At 64.7% G+C, this 13182-nt stretch carries 17 protein-coding genes and 1 riboswitch; of the genes, 10 read left to right on the top strand and 7 right to left on the bottom strand.

What is annotated here, in order from left to right; all coding sequences use genetic code 11:
* The first annotated feature begins 62 nt into the window (after positions 1-62).
* The 6 genes from C3E77_RS09920 (at position 63) to C3E77_RS09945 (ending at position 3151) form a co-directional block, all read left to right on the top strand.
* On the top strand, positions 63-572 hold the full coding sequence (locus C3E77_RS09920) for a GNAT family N-acetyltransferase (protein WP_108391484.1): 510 nt from the start codon (positions 63-65) through the stop codon (positions 570-572).
* A 91-nt stretch (positions 573-663) separates the two neighbouring features.
* Positions 664-867, top strand: coding sequence for a hypothetical protein (locus C3E77_RS09925; protein WP_146188063.1), 204 nt, complete (start codon positions 664-666; stop codon positions 865-867).
* 117 nt (positions 868-984) lie between these two features.
* Positions 985-1332, top strand: coding sequence for a LysR family transcriptional regulator (locus C3E77_RS09930; protein ID WP_108391486.1), 348 nt, complete (start codon positions 985-987; stop codon positions 1330-1332).
* A 120-nt stretch (positions 1333-1452) separates the two neighbouring features.
* Positions 1453-1923 (top strand): DoxX family protein, encoded by a 471-nt coding sequence (locus C3E77_RS09935; protein WP_108391487.1) that lies wholly within the window; start codon positions 1453-1455, stop codon positions 1921-1923.
* A 17-nt stretch (positions 1924-1940) separates the two neighbouring features.
* Positions 1941-2591 carry an alpha/beta hydrolase family protein gene (locus C3E77_RS09940; RefSeq protein ID WP_108391488.1) on the top strand — a complete coding sequence of 217 codons (651 nt, stop codon included), beginning with the start codon at positions 1941-1943 and terminating at the stop codon, positions 2589-2591.
* Positions 2588-3151: a hypothetical protein gene (locus tag C3E77_RS09945; protein WP_108391489.1), complete on the top strand. Its 564-nt coding sequence runs from the start codon at positions 2588-2590 to the stop codon at positions 3149-3151. The genes C3E77_RS09940 and C3E77_RS09945 overlap by 4 nt, the downstream gene beginning before the upstream one ends.
* A gap of 12 nt (positions 3152-3163) precedes the next feature.
* Here C3E77_RS09945 and C3E77_RS09950 read toward each other — a convergent pair whose 3' ends face one another.
* Together C3E77_RS09950 and C3E77_RS09955 are read right to left on the bottom strand one after the other, a co-directional pair.
* Positions 3164-3739, bottom strand: coding sequence for an HhH-GPD-type base excision DNA repair protein (locus tag C3E77_RS09950; protein ID WP_108391490.1), 576 nt, complete (start codon positions 3737-3739; stop codon positions 3164-3166).
* 123 nt (positions 3740-3862) lie between these two features.
* Positions 3863-4198: a hypothetical protein gene (locus tag C3E77_RS09955; RefSeq protein ID WP_162924970.1), complete on the bottom strand. Its 336-nt coding sequence runs from the start codon at positions 4196-4198 to the stop codon at positions 3863-3865.
* 253 nt (positions 4199-4451) lie between these two features.
* Here C3E77_RS09955 and C3E77_RS09960 point away from each other — a divergent pair, with 253 nt between their 5' ends.
* Positions 4452-5864: an HNH endonuclease signature motif containing protein gene (locus C3E77_RS09960; protein WP_162924971.1), complete on the top strand. Its 1413-nt coding sequence runs from the start codon at positions 4452-4454 to the stop codon at positions 5862-5864.
* A 154-nt stretch (positions 5865-6018) separates the two neighbouring features.
* Here the strand turns inward: C3E77_RS09960 and C3E77_RS09965 are convergent, their stop codons facing one another.
* Positions 6019-6534, bottom strand: a complete 516-nt coding sequence (locus C3E77_RS09965) for a MarR family winged helix-turn-helix transcriptional regulator (RefSeq protein WP_108391493.1) — start codon at positions 6532-6534, stop codon at positions 6019-6021.
* A gap of 39 nt (positions 6535-6573) precedes the next feature.
* Here C3E77_RS09965 and C3E77_RS09970 point away from each other — a divergent pair, with 39 nt between their 5' ends.
* A complete protein-coding gene (locus tag C3E77_RS09970; RefSeq protein WP_108391494.1) occupies positions 6574-7464 on the top strand; it encodes an EamA family transporter in 891 nt (296 codons plus the stop codon).
* 61 nt (positions 7465-7525) lie between these two features.
* On the opposite strand, the gene C3E77_RS09975 is transcribed toward C3E77_RS09970, so the two are convergent.
* From C3E77_RS09975 to C3E77_RS09985, 3 genes are all read right to left on the bottom strand, one after another.
* Positions 7526-8017, bottom strand: a complete 492-nt coding sequence (locus tag C3E77_RS09975) for a GIY-YIG nuclease family protein (protein WP_234031180.1) — start codon at positions 8015-8017, stop codon at positions 7526-7528.
* A 174-nt stretch (positions 8018-8191) separates the two neighbouring features.
* Positions 8192-9781 (bottom strand): ABC-F family ATP-binding cassette domain-containing protein, encoded by a 1590-nt coding sequence (locus C3E77_RS09980; protein ID WP_108391496.1) that lies wholly within the window; start codon positions 9779-9781, stop codon positions 8192-8194.
* Between the two features lie 90 nt (positions 9782-9871).
* A complete protein-coding gene (locus tag C3E77_RS09985; protein ID WP_108391497.1) occupies positions 9872-10195 on the bottom strand; it encodes a DMT family transporter in 324 nt (107 codons plus the stop codon).
* An 11-nt stretch (positions 10196-10206) separates the two neighbouring features.
* Positions 10207-10271: riboswitch (guanidine-III (ykkC-III) riboswitch) on the bottom strand.
* Positions 10272-10467: 196 nt separating this feature from the next.
* Between C3E77_RS09985 and C3E77_RS09990 the strand changes: the two genes are divergently transcribed.
* Both C3E77_RS09990 and C3E77_RS09995 read left to right on the top strand, forming a co-directional pair.
* Positions 10468-11004 carry a GNAT family N-acetyltransferase gene (locus C3E77_RS09990; protein ID WP_234031354.1) on the top strand — a complete coding sequence of 179 codons (537 nt, stop codon included), beginning with the start codon at positions 10468-10470 and terminating at the stop codon, positions 11002-11004.
* A gap of 253 nt (positions 11005-11257) precedes the next feature.
* Entirely contained in the window at positions 11258-11797 is a 540-nt protein-coding gene (locus tag C3E77_RS09995) for a CarD family transcriptional regulator (RefSeq protein ID WP_108391499.1), read from the top strand.
* Positions 11798-11861: 64 nt separating this feature from the next.
* On the opposite strand, the gene C3E77_RS10000 is transcribed toward C3E77_RS09995, so the two are convergent.
* Complete coding sequence (locus C3E77_RS10000; protein ID WP_108391500.1) at positions 11862-13115, bottom strand: endo-1,4-beta-xylanase; 1254 nt, start codon at positions 13113-13115, stop codon at positions 11862-11864.
* Positions 13116-13182 lie beyond the last annotated feature (67 nt).

Raw genomic sequence — 13182 nt, forward strand, 5'->3', positions numbered from 1 at the left:
AGTCGAGCCGCCCACTGCTCCAACGGCGTGCGCCGCCGTTGGAGCAGTGGGACACTGAGCGGGTGCTCGCGAAACTTTCTCTCCCCGCCACCCTTGACACCGCTCTGCCCGTGACCCTTCGCCGCGCGACGCGGCACGACCTGGGTGCATTGATGACGCTCCTCGCTGACGATCCGATCAGCGCGGGACGCGGAGATCGAGCCGAAGATGCGGACGCCGCTGCCTACGCTGGAGCACTCGGCGAGTTGATCGACGATTCCTCGAACGAGATCATCGTTGCCGTCGATCCTGACGACACCGTCATCGCGACGATGCAACTCACCAGGGTCCCCGGCATGGCCAGGCGCGGTGCAACCCGGTTACTGGTCGAGGCGGTGCGGGTGGGAAGCGAGTCACGCTCGAGCGGTGTTGGCGGCGCCATGATGCGGTGGGTGACCGGTACCGCCGCTCCCGCACTCGGCGCAGGGCTGGTTCAGCTCACCTCCGACAACGCGAGGACCGACGCTCACCGGTTCTACGAACGGCTAGGGTTCGTCGGGTCTCATCGCGGTTTCAAATACCAGGTCGACTGAGCCGGCTGATCCGATCGCGCATCGGAGCTACGGATGCTGCCGCAAATGCAAGCCCTTGAGCGTCATCGATCGGGCCGCATACCGTGAAGGGATGACTACAGACAACACTGGTACGACAGGCAACCCTGACGACGAGCTGACGGCGAAAAAGAGTTCAGAACCATCGTCGGCAACGAGCAGCCGCGATGAGGAACCAACCACTCTGACCGGCGAACGCTCGGCGAGCGCCGAGACCGGGACCGACAACATCCTTCCGACGCCGGAGCCCACCGAGGGTGGCGCGCCCGCGCCGTAGCCCTCGCGGGGTGCCGGTCGCTGGGCCGGCACCCGAGCTCCGATGAGGCTGGAGCAGGTGAACACGCGTACCCTTGGCATCTGGGCGTGTTTCTCACGTCCGACAAGAATTGAGAACATGGATACCATTGCGCTCCGCCGTTTTGTGGCCGCTGCCGAAGAACTTCACTTCGCGCACGCGGCGAAGCACCTCAACATTCCGCGGTCGACGCTGATCGCTTCGGTGCGCGAACTGGAGAACGAACTGGGTACTCCCCTCTTCGACATGAACGCGTCGACCACGACGCTCACTCCCGCTGGTGCCGAGCTCCTCGCCGACCAGCAGAAGAAGCTCGCGGCGACGGCGGCATCGGTGCAGAACAAACCCCAGCCCGCCGGCGGCAAGGCAAAGGCATCCAAGGGCAAGGGTCGCGCGCCCGCTGTTAAGGGCCAGCCCCGTCCGGGCAAGCGACGCCAGTCCCGCTGAGTCTCGCCGGGAAACCGCTGAGCGACCCCGCAGCCCTTGGCGAGGCCCGCTGGCCCGCGATAATGTCTCCGATCGCAAATTCATGCAGAGCCTGCACGTATCCGGGGTTAGGCTGAAGAGATGACTCACCCGGAAACACCCACAGCTGCCCGACGCACGTCGCTCGCAGCGACCATCGCGCAGGTCGTTCTGGGCCTGTTCCTGCTGACCGCCGGGATTGGCCACCTCACCGTCGCGAGGGATGCCTTCCGGGCGCAGGTCCCCACCTGGCTGCCCATTGACGTCGACTTCGTGGTCGTGGCATCCGGCATCGTCGAAATCGTGCTGGGGCTGTCTCTTCTCCTGCTGTGGCGCTGGCGGGTGCCCGTCGGCTGGATCGTGGCGGCGTTCTTTGTCGCGATCTTCCCCGGAAACATCTCGCAGTTCACGACGGGCACCGACTCGTTCGGGCTCAACGACGATCTCAGCCGCGGCATCCGACTGCTGTTCCAGCCGCTGCTCGTGATCTGGGCTCTGTGGTCGACCGGCGCATGGCGTGCGTGGCGGAGCCGTCGCGGTGCGGCGAAGCAGAAGAATTCTGTTTCGGCATAGATCTGACGGAGTCCCCCATGATCATCGACGTCCCCACCTCGCTCGGTTCGGGCAGACTGACGGTCAGTGAGGCAGCGCAGCCTCGAGCCGTTGTCTGGCTGGGTCACGGAGCCGGCGGCGGAATCGGAGCCCTCGATCTCACCGCGTTGGCCGACCACCTGCCTGAGCACGGCTTCACCGTCGCGCGCTACGAGCAGCCATGGCGTGTTGCCGGAAAGAAACTCGCCCCGCGCCCGGCGACGCTCGATATCGCGTGGAGGGAGACCGCCAACGCCGTCGCCGAGCTTGCCGACGGGCTTCCGCTGGTGGTTGGCGGGCGAAGCGCCGGAGCGCGCGTGGCCTGCCGGACCGCCGACGACCTGGGCGCCGCTGCGGTCATGTGCCTGGCCTTCCCGTTGCATCCGCCGGGAAAGCCGGAGAAAACGCGACTGGACGAGCTGCTGCTGCCGTCGGCCCCGACAGTGGTGCTGCAGGGCGACCGCGACACGTTCGGTACGGCGAGCGACGTGGAGCGTGAGATCGGTAGCCGCGACTCGATTCGGGTCGTGCCGATTCCCGGCGCAGACCACAGCATGAAAGTTCTCGCCTCGTCGCCGCTGAAGGCGCAGGATGTTGCCGCGTTGGTGACGGCATCCGTTGCTGACTTTCTCGAGGGAGTACTCGCATGATTCGGTCACGCGCGCTTGCCAGAGCGGATGTCGCCGATGCGCCGGTTGCTGTGCTGCTGCCTGGGGTGGGCTACACGATCCAGGGGCCGCTGCTGTACTGGTGTGCGCAGATGCTCGCCGAGCGCGGCTGGCATGTGCAGGGTGTCGAGTGGAGCGTCGATGCGGCGGCGGACCCTGTGTCATTCGTGGAGGAGGCGGTGACCACGGCGTTCAACGCAGCGCCGCCAGCCTCGCGGCGGCTCATTGTCGCAAAGTCATTCGGCAGTTTCGCGCTGCCGTGGGCTCTCGGGGAGGGAGTTCCCGGCGTCTGGTTGACGCCGGTTCTCACCAGCGAGGTGGTTCGGGATGCGCTTACCGGGGCGCCGGAGTCGCACCTGGCGATCGGTGGCGACGCGGATGAGATGTGGTTGCCGGATACTGTTGCCGGCGGTCGAGCGGCTCTCGTCACGGTTTCCGGAGCGAACCACTCCCTCGCTGTGAAGGCCGGCTGGCGTGCATCGCTCGACGCGCAGTCCCGGGTCTTTGACACGATCTCAACCCACGTGGAGTCTCTGGCGTAGCGACCGCTCGCGCTATTTCCGCTTCGCCGCGGCCTTCGCCAGGCGTTTCGTTTCGCGGACCTTCGTGAGCGAGTCGGCATCCACGATGTCTGCCACCGACCGGGTGCTGCCATCCTCGCCATATGCACCGGCGGCCTCGCGCCACCCCTCGCCGTCGAACCCATATTGCTTGCCGAGGAGGGCGACGAAGATCCGTGCCTTCTGGTCGCCGAATCCTGGCAATGCTTTGAGCCGCCGGTAGACCTCGGCACCGGTCGGAGAGTCTTTTGTCCAGATTGATGACGCGTCACCATCCCAGTCGTCGATGATGGCCTGGCACAGCGCCTGAACCCGGGTGGCCATGCTGGCGGGATAGCGGTGGACGGCGGGAGGCGTCTTGAACAGCTCGCTGAAGGCATCCGGGTCGGCACCGGCAATGGATGCCGCGTCGAAGGAGCCGAGTCGCTCGCTGATCTTGAGGGGTCCGGCGAAAGCGCTCTCCATGGGGACCTGCTGGTCGAGAAGCATCCCGATCAGGAGCGCGAGCGGGTCGTTCGAGAGGAGGGCGTCGGCGTTGGCGTCGCCGGTGATGGTGAGAGTGCCGGTCATGTCTCTATTCTCGCAGCGACGCGGTGGGGGTGCCAGCCGGGGGCAGGGGTGCAGCAGCAATGGAGGGAACAGAATTGGCAACGTGCCAGCCGAACCCACGCGGGGAACCAGGCACCCCGAAACCTATTGTGCTCCGCCTGATGCCGCAGCCAGCGCCTTGAGTTCGGTGAGCATCATCGTCAGTGGTTGGGTGTGTATTGAGTCGTGAACATCCGGTTCACCCGCCCGATCCGCACCGTTACGGTGCTGCGTGCGGATGCCTGCAGTGGCCCACGCGGTACGCCATTTGCCCTGGGTTCCAATGTCAGTGGTTGGTTGTGTACTGAAGTCATGAACAGCCCCGTCGACAGCCCGATTCGCCACCGTTCCGGTGCTGCGTTCGGATGCCTGCAAAGGCTGGATCGTGGTCCCGCCGGTGCCGGACTTCAATGTCAGTGGTTGGGTGTGTACTGAAGTCATGAACATCCCGGTCAGCGCTCTCATCCGCACCCGTTCCGGTGTTGCGTTCGGATGCCTGCAAAGGCTGGATCGTGGTCCCGCCGGTGCCGGACTTCAGTGTCAGTGGTTGGGTGTGTACTGAAGTTATGAACATCCCGGTCAGTAGCCCGATTCGCCACCGTTCTGGTGTAGCGAAGTCGGGTGTGGCCGAGCCTTGTGTCCTTGACTCGGATGGCCCGGCTGGTGGGGGTGTGCGGGTGCTATGAGCCTCGCGGTGAGCGACTTTCCGCCGGCATCGGTGCCGGAGGGTGAGAGTGCGCTCACAGGGCTGCTCACGCACCTGGGCCAGGTGGTCGATGTTCTCGACCTGGATCATCTCGATCGGTTGACCGGCGAACAGTTGCTGACACAGCTGGGTCAGGTTGCCGGGGTGGTGCGAGCCGGCGAGGCGGTCCTCGCGGCGTTCAGCGCCGAGGTCGCCGACCGGTCAGACCCGGCCCGCGGGAACGAGGGGTTGGCGGTGAAGCATAACTACCAGCGTCCGTCGCACCTGATCGAGGTAATCACGGGAGTGTCCTCTGCTGCAGCGTCGCGGTTGATCCGGGTGGGGCAGCGGACCTGTCGCCGCGTCAGCGATGCCGGGTTCCCGTTGCCACCGTTGTTCCCGGTAGTCGGGGAGGCGTTCCGGCAGGGTTTGATCGGGGTGGAAACCGCCGAGGCGATCACGCGTGAACTGTCGTTGGCCGCACCCCGCGCAGAAGTCGAGCACCTGACTATCGCGGAGCGCACCCTGGTCAGCGAGGCGGTCGGTGCGGGCTGGCGTGACGGATTACCCATGTCGGCCGATCTGGTCGGTATTCAGGCTCGGCAGTGGCGTGACCGGTTGGACGAAGACGGGATCGAACCCCGCACCGACAAAGCATTCCAGAAACGGGACTTTTGGATCGCCCGTGCCGCGAAGGACGGGTTGGTGAAGTTCGGAGGCCAGGTCACCGTCGACGTCGGAGCGAAACTCCACGCGCTATTGGATGCGGTGCTGAGTCCCAAGACCGCGGACCGATACGAGACGACCGACCCCGCCGGAGCGGACGGTGAGATTACCGAGGGCAGTGAGGCGGCGGATGAACCCATCCGGGCCCGGCGTACGGCGGGACAGCAGCGTGCTGACGTGTTCGCGTCGATGATCGACGCCCTCGCCCGCTCCGCCGACGCACCATCGGTCACCGGCGCCGCACCCACCGTCGTGGTCACCGTCAACGCGGACGTCATCGACTCGAAGTCCGGTACCGGGCAAATCGTGGGAGTGAACGCACCGGTCGCGGCGTCGACGATCACGCAGATTCTCTGCGACGCGAGCATCATCCCGGTATTCATCGACCCCGACGGCACCGTCGTCGCCCTCGGAAACGACCAGCGCGGGTTCAACCGGACGCAACGAATGGGCATGATCGCCCGCGACGGACCCACCTGTGCCATGCCGGACTGTCAGATCCCGGCGACCGGCTGCGAAGCGCACCACATCGTTCCGCACTCCGAGGGCGGGCCGACCCATATCGATAATGGTGTGTTGTTCTGCTGGTTCCACCACCGGATGGTCGATACCGGAGTGTTCACGGTCACGATGGTCAACGGCAAACCCAAGGTCACCATCGCCGAATGGATCCGCCGCAAACCATACTTCCAGTAGGCATATGGCACGCGGAGATGGCGAAACGAACCTCTCGAACCGGGCACATCGAACGACTCGGTGAGGCGGCGCGAATTCCCGCACACGCAACATCCCGCACACGCAACATCCCGCACACCTAGCATCCGCCCACCCCGCATCCGCATTGACGCGGTCAGCTGCCGCTCGAATCCCCCGACTCGAATTCACGCAACCACTTCGCCAACACACCCCGCAACAGGTCCTGCTCCTGCTTCGTCAGCGACTCGAGCAGGCGATGCTCATTCGCCACGTGATCCGTGAACGCCTCGTCGATGAGCCGCCGACCTTTATCGGTGAGCGCCACAACTCGACCTCGCCCATCCACGTCACTCTTGCGCCTGGTCACGAGCCCAGCATCCGCCAGCCGATCAATTCGCTTGGTCATCGCCCCGGTCGTAACCATCGTCGACGCAGACAACTCCCCCGGCGTCCGCTCGAACGGCTCACCCGCCCGTCGCAAGGTAGCCAACACATCGAAGTCGCCTTCACCCAAACCGTGCCTGCGATAGACCCCAACGAGTTCATCCGTGAGAAAGCTGCCGAGCCTGTGCAGTCGCCCAATCACTCCCAGCGGCGACACGTCAAGATCCGGACGCGACCGTCGCCATTCCGCCTGAATGTTGTCGACGTGGTCCGGGTGATCGCTCATCTCTTCACTATATCTTCCTCGTAAGATACATTGTCTTCCATGGAAGGTAATCTGAGGTGGGTTCTCATCGCAGCGATTGCGCCTGTGGCGTGGGGCTCAACCTACGTCGTCACGCAGCACCTGCTGCCCGCCGAATCGCCACTGTTCGGCGCCGTCCTTCGTGCTTTTCCCGCCGGCATCCTCCTGCTTCTTCTCACTCGCACCCTGCCCACAGGGTTGTGGTGGTGGAAATCGCTCGTTCTTGGCACCCTTAACATCGGCGCGTTTTTCGCGCTGATCTACGCGGCCGCGCAGCTGCTGCCGTCAGGGATCGCGTCGACGCTGATGGCGACATCCCCCGCCGTCATGATGCTGCTCGCCTGGCCGATGCTGTCCGAACGCCCACGCGCACTCGCGCTCCTCGGCGCCAGCATAGGAATCGGTGGCGTTTTCCTCATGCTGGGCACGGGTGAGGCCTCCCCCGATGCCGCAGGCATCCTCGCCTCTGTGTCCGCGATGGTGCTGTCATCGGTCGGCTTCATCCTCACCAAGAAGTGGAGCGCAGGCGTCAACATCCTGTCGCTCACGGCCTGGCAGCTCATCGCTGGCGGTCTCGTGATCCTCCCGCTCGCCGTCATCGTCGAGGGCGGCCCTCCGCAGCTCGATCCGCCGGCGATCCTCGGCTTTCTCTACCTCACCCTTGTCGCCACGGCACTCGCTTACGTAGCGTGGTTCAGCGGCCTTCGCCACCTCAGCGCCGGAACCGTCGGTCTGATCGGACTGCTCAACCCCGTCACCGGAGTGCTGCTCGGCGCATCACTCGGCGCCGAAGTCTTCGCGCTGCCGCAGCTGATCGGCATCGTCCTCGTCTTCGCCGGCATCGTCATCGGCCAACCCGCCGCAGCACGGCTATTCGCGACGATGCGACGCACCCGCCGCCGACCTCGATGACGGATGCCGCGAGCAATGAACGCCGCAAACACACCGACGCGGGCGTCCAGCGCAGTAGCGGCTACCCGTGCAGCGCGACCTGCTCGCTCACCCAGCGCTTGTAGGTCTGCCAGGGATCGTCGACCCCGGTATTGACGATACGGATGTGACGCAGCAACGCCTCGTGCACACTGAACCACTCACTACGGTGCAACCGATGGCTCGCGAACTGCGCGTGCCTCGCCTGCTCGAGCTGGCGACCACCCGGCTCGAACGCGAGCAGTTCGTCGTGAACGATGTTCGCCAGCCGACCCCGCGGGTTCGACGAGGTGCCGATCTTGATGCGGTCACCGAAACGCAGGTAGTAGACAACGTCCACCCGTGCCCTCACGACATCCGAGTCAGGGATCTCTCCGACCTTCCACTCGCAGACAGCGCAGAGCCAGCCGGAGGGATAACGGACGCCCAGCCGCGAGCCGCACGCGAGGCACGGTGACTCCAGAGTGTCGGTCACTCCCACGTCGCGAGCGACCCAGTCGTACGCCACGAGAAGGTGATGCGCGCAGAGATTCACCGGGGCACCCGAGTCAACAGCCGCGCCACACACCACTCCGGGCGCAACCGTGACCGCACAGTGCGAGACCAACGGGTTCATCTCGCTCAACACCGCACCCCGACGCCTGTCACCATGAAGAAACCGTACCTCCGGCCGCAGACGCCGTCATCCCGAACTCCCCCGAGGGTCGACCTACGCCGCGCGGACCTCAAGCTCGCCCGCCTCGGCACCCTCACTGCCGAACATGATCTTGCGGTTGGCGACCTTGTCGCTGAAGAAACGGTCGTGGCTGACGACGATGACCGCACCCGGGAAGTGCACGAGGGCACGTTCCATGACCTGTGTGCTTGCCATGTCGAGGTGGTTTGTCGGCTCGTCGAGAATCAGCACCGACGCACCGGACAACAGGCACTGCGCCATCGCCACGCGAGCCCGCTGGCCACCGGAGAGGTTTCCGATGCGCTGCTTGAGATCGGCCTCGGAGAACTGGAACATCGCGAGAAAACGACCCACCGACTTCCGGGTCGCGGCGAACGCGAGACTCCCCGGAGTGGCATTGACAGCGTGGGTAATCGTGTCATCATCGTCGAGATCGGCGAGCATCTGGTTGTAGGAGACAACACCGGCGCCCTTCGCCCACACAGCCTCACCCGAATCGGCCTTTTCTTCACCGGTGAGCACGCGCAGAAGCGTCGACTTGCCGCTACCGTTCGAGCCGTGGACGACCACCCGGTTGCCGCGCCTCAACTCGAACGTGAGATCGCTGAAGAGGACCTTGTCGCCGTAAGACTTCGAGAGCCCGGTTACGCGGCACAGTACGTCTTTCACGTGCAGCCCACCGTAGATCTCGGTGATGATCTGGTCGACTGGCCGCGGCGCACGGGATTTCTTGATCCCTGAGAGCTTTTTGTCGAGGCCCCTGCTCGCTGCCTTCGCGGCCTCGCGTCGATCGGCGATGCCCTCGGCTTCGAACGCAAGCAACTCGGATTCGTGCACGAACTGCGCCTCGAGGGTCTTCAACCGGAACTGCTTCTGCACCACGTACTCGGCGAAGTTGCCCGGGTACTCGTGCAGGTGGAAGTTCTCGAGCTCGACGATCCGGGTGACAACCGAGTCAAGGAATTTGCGGTCGTGCGACACGATGATCGCGGCGCCCTTGAAGTCTCGGAACCACGCCTCGAGCCACTCCACTCCGGCAACGTCGAGGAAGTTGGTCGGTTCGTCGAGAAGCAGCACGTCGGGCCGCTCGAGAATGAGCTTGGCGAGCGCCGCGCGGTTGCGCCATCCGCCGGAGAGGCTGTCGATCGGGCACACCCGGTGTGCGTCCTCGAATCCGAGCCGGGTCAGTGCCTCGTCGATTCGCCGGGTGTAATCCCACCCGTCGAGGCGGTCCATCTCCTCGAATAGTTCACCCTGGCGTGAGATCAGCGGATCCAGGTCAGCGGTGGGATCGGCTGCGATCGCCGCATCGATCGACGCAAGCTCGGCTTCCACCGCGCGAATGTTGGCGAAGACATCGTTGAGCACCTCGGTGATCGTCGCGCTTCCGTCGAGTTCGGAGAACTGCGAGAAATATCCAAAACGGATGCCGTCTTCGACAGCGACCGTTCCGGCATCCGCTGACACCTGACCGAGCACCAGCTTGATCAGGGTCGATTTTCCCGAACCGTTGCGGCCGATCAGGCCGACGCGATCACCGGCTTCAAGACGGAAGAACGCCTCGCGCAGCACCTGCATCTGGTCAAAGCGGACCGTGACGTCGTTCAGTCGAATGAGGCTCATGCCTGCGTTCCTTCCGGGTGAAATATCGCACAAGGCCCACCCGGCATTGAACGCATGTGTTCTCCTACCGTAGCCGAGGAGAACCGGCGGCTAATGTGTGTCGTCCACCAGCTTGAGACCGACGACACAGCCGATAAGTCCGACCAGCAGCGCGATCTTGATCCACGAGATGCTGGTGTCGCCGGTGATCATCGACCAGGCCACGGTGAGCGCCGCGCCGATACCCACCCAGACCGCGTACGCGGTACCGATGGGGATGCCGCGCATCGACCAGGCGAGTCCCGCCATGCTGAGCGCGAGAGCCGCACCAAAGATGACGGTCGGCCAGAGCTTCGTGAAGCCCTCCGACTTGCCGAGGGCGGTTGCCCAGACGGCTTCGAGGACACCGGACAGGATGAGTACTACCCACAACATGACTGTTCGTTTCTGGCCAGTCTTGTCGCGTTCCGGGTACTGATCCCTCGTCCGGGGCCGTGTTGGCGGCCTGTGTCGAGGTTACCAAAGCAGTGTGATCAATGGCTGTGCATCCTGCCATCGGGCCCGGTGCCCCTTCCGGCGGCACCGGCCCGATGCCACGATGGACCCACGGGGCAACTCACGCGGAGGTGATGGTCGTGGCGGACAAGACAGCGAACGCCGCTCATCTGGACGACATCACTGTGAAGCCGGCACACGCGTTTGACGACATGGCGACGATGCTCGGTCCGAAGAATCCCTCGTCGTCCGTGTGCTGGTGCCTCTCCTGGCGATTGCCGTCCGCTGAGAACCGCACGCTGCTCGGCGCCGATCGAGCCGACAAAGTCCGCGAACTCTGCGCTCGCGATCACGCACCCGGTGTGCTTGCCTACCTTGGCGACGACGTCGTCGGATGGGCAGGCATCGCCCCACGGACCGAGCTGCATCCGATCGAACACTCCCGCAGGATTCCCCACGTCGACGAGTTGCCCGTGTGGTCGCTCTGGTGCATGCGGGTGCGCCCCGGCTACCGAAAGAGAGGCATCACCGCCGCCCTCATCGAGGGTGCCGTCGACTATGCCCACGATCAGGGCGCGCCAGCTGTCGAGGGGTATCCGGTCGACAACCGCGGCGAGCGCGTCGATCAGACCATGGCGTTCGTGGGCACCAGGGCCATGTTCGAACGGGCGGGGTTTTCCTGGGTCGCTGACACCCGGTCCGTCTCGGGCGGAATCCCCCGGATCGTCATGCGACGGATGCTTCGCTGACGTCGCCAGGACGTCTGCGAGCCCCGCTCACTCAGGTAGATGTCGGGGCCCTGTGAGATAATTGACTCAGCCAAGCTCGCGGTGCCAGACATATCCGCCCCTGTGGAATTGCCTGCCCGCGCGCCCATGGAATCCGGCGAACGACTGCATCGCCCGCCGGGAATTGGGTCGACTCTCGGGTGTCGCACGAACTTCAGTTCTTGCCTCGCGCGAGGTTGAGTAAGGCGCTCATGCGCACCCGGAGGTAAATCCCATGCAGTTTTCTGAAGGCCAGATCGTCGTCTACCCGCACCACGGTCCCGCCACAATCACCTCGATATTCTCCAGGACCGTCAAGGGCAACGAGATTCAATACCTCAAGCTCGAGGTCCACGACTCCAAGCTGTCCGTGAGCGTTCCCGTCGCGAGCGCCGAACAGGTCGGTATTCGTGCGGTTCTGAGCCCTGACGAGACGAAGGCCCTGTTCGACGTCCTCCGGGCACCGACGACCGACGAGGAAGACAAGTGGTCGCGCCGGATGAAAGACAACCAGGAAAAGCTCAAGGCCGGTGACATCCTGACCATCGCCGGAGTCGTCCGTGACCTGACCAGGCGCAGCGACGACCGCGGCCTCTCACTCGCTGAGCGCGAGCTCCTGCGCCACGCGCAGGGCCCGCTCGTCACCGAGATCGCACTCTCGCTTGAGATCGGCGTCGAAGAAGCAGAGGCAGCGCTGCACAAGGCCCTCGCGCCAGATTCCGCAGCCGAACCGAGCACCCCCGGTGCAACCGATGAGGCTACTGCGCTCGCCTAACCGCCTGGCGCCGGCCGCTGTGGCGAGCACGGTGGCAGTCCAGCCGGTGGCAGGCCAGCCGTAGTCAGGCCAGCCGTACCACTGCCTCGTCAACGCCTGAAGCCAGCGAGACAGTCGTGGTCTTGCCCTTCGCCTGCACCGTGTAGTCGCCGAAGAATCCCGACAGCGGCACGGTTCCGTCACTGTCCGTCCGAACCTCGGTTCTCGGCAGCCACCACTCCCCCTTGATGAGCGACTTGAGCGCATCGTACGAGGGCTTCGGCGTACCGTCCGATCGGACCAGCCCAGCGGGCGCCCCGAGCCAGGCACCGTCGTCGGTGATCCCCCAGTAGGTGATTGCCTGAACCGCCGGGTGCCCGACCAGGGAACGATAGTGCCGCTCGATCTCGTCGGCCTGACGGGCCTCACCCTCCGGCGTGGATGGCCAGGACGGGATCTGGTAATCGTTGAGGTCGACGATCTCCGGCGGCATGGTGTGACCAGAGACGAGGGTGGTTTCGGTCAGGTGCAGCGGCAGCCCGAAGCGGGCAAACCGGTCGACCATCCTGAGCATGGTCTCTTCTCCCCAATAGCCCTGGTGCATGTGCGTCTGGAGCCCGATCGCGTCGACTCGGATGCCGGCATCCAGCACATCTTCAATGAGGTGCTCATAGGCGGGCGAGAGATCGAAGTCGTTGAGGATCAAGGTTGCCGACGGGTTGGTCTGTCGTGCCTCCTCGAAAGCGAGCCGGACGATGGGCACCCTTCCGATCTTCTTCGCGAGCCGTGAGATGCCGTTTTGCTCCGCGGTGAACTCGGGCATGATCACCACCTCGTTGATGGCATCCCACGTATCGATGAGTCCTGCGAAGTCGGCGACATCCCGTCGGATGCGCCCTCGCTGGAGCGCCTCGATCTCGTCCTCTGCCTTGTCTCCGAGCCATTCCGGTGCGAGCGTGTGCCAGGTGAGCGGATGCCCCTTCACGGTAACGCCGCGTTCGGCGAACCAGGCTGCGGCTGCGCGGAGTCGCTTCGTGTCCGGCGCTCCCTCGACCGGCTCGAAGATTCGCCAGTAAAACGGAAGCGTCGCCGTGTTGAAGACGTCGAGCCAGAGGTCGGCCAATCCGGCGAGTCCCTCGGTGGACGCGCTTGCGAACCCATCGCGACGGGAGGGGGTTTCGTTCTCGCCGTTGGCCAGCGGGATGAAGTCAAACCCGATGTTGCCGAACGCGAACTGGTGGCTGCGTTGCTCCAGCGCGACGTCCGTGTCCCTGAGCGGCGAGCCATCGACGTCGAGGACCGTGAGTCTGGTGGTCGCCCGCCGGTGGTCGAAGCTCATTTGTCGCACCTCACAGTCGCGACAGCAGTCGCTGGGAGACGCTCTTCAATATTCAGGACGGATGCCA

Origin of the sequence: Mycetocola zhujimingii, assembly GCF_003065425.1 — a bacterium.
GTDB lineage: Bacteria > Actinomycetota > Actinomycetes > Actinomycetales > Microbacteriaceae > Mycetocola_A > Mycetocola_A zhujimingii.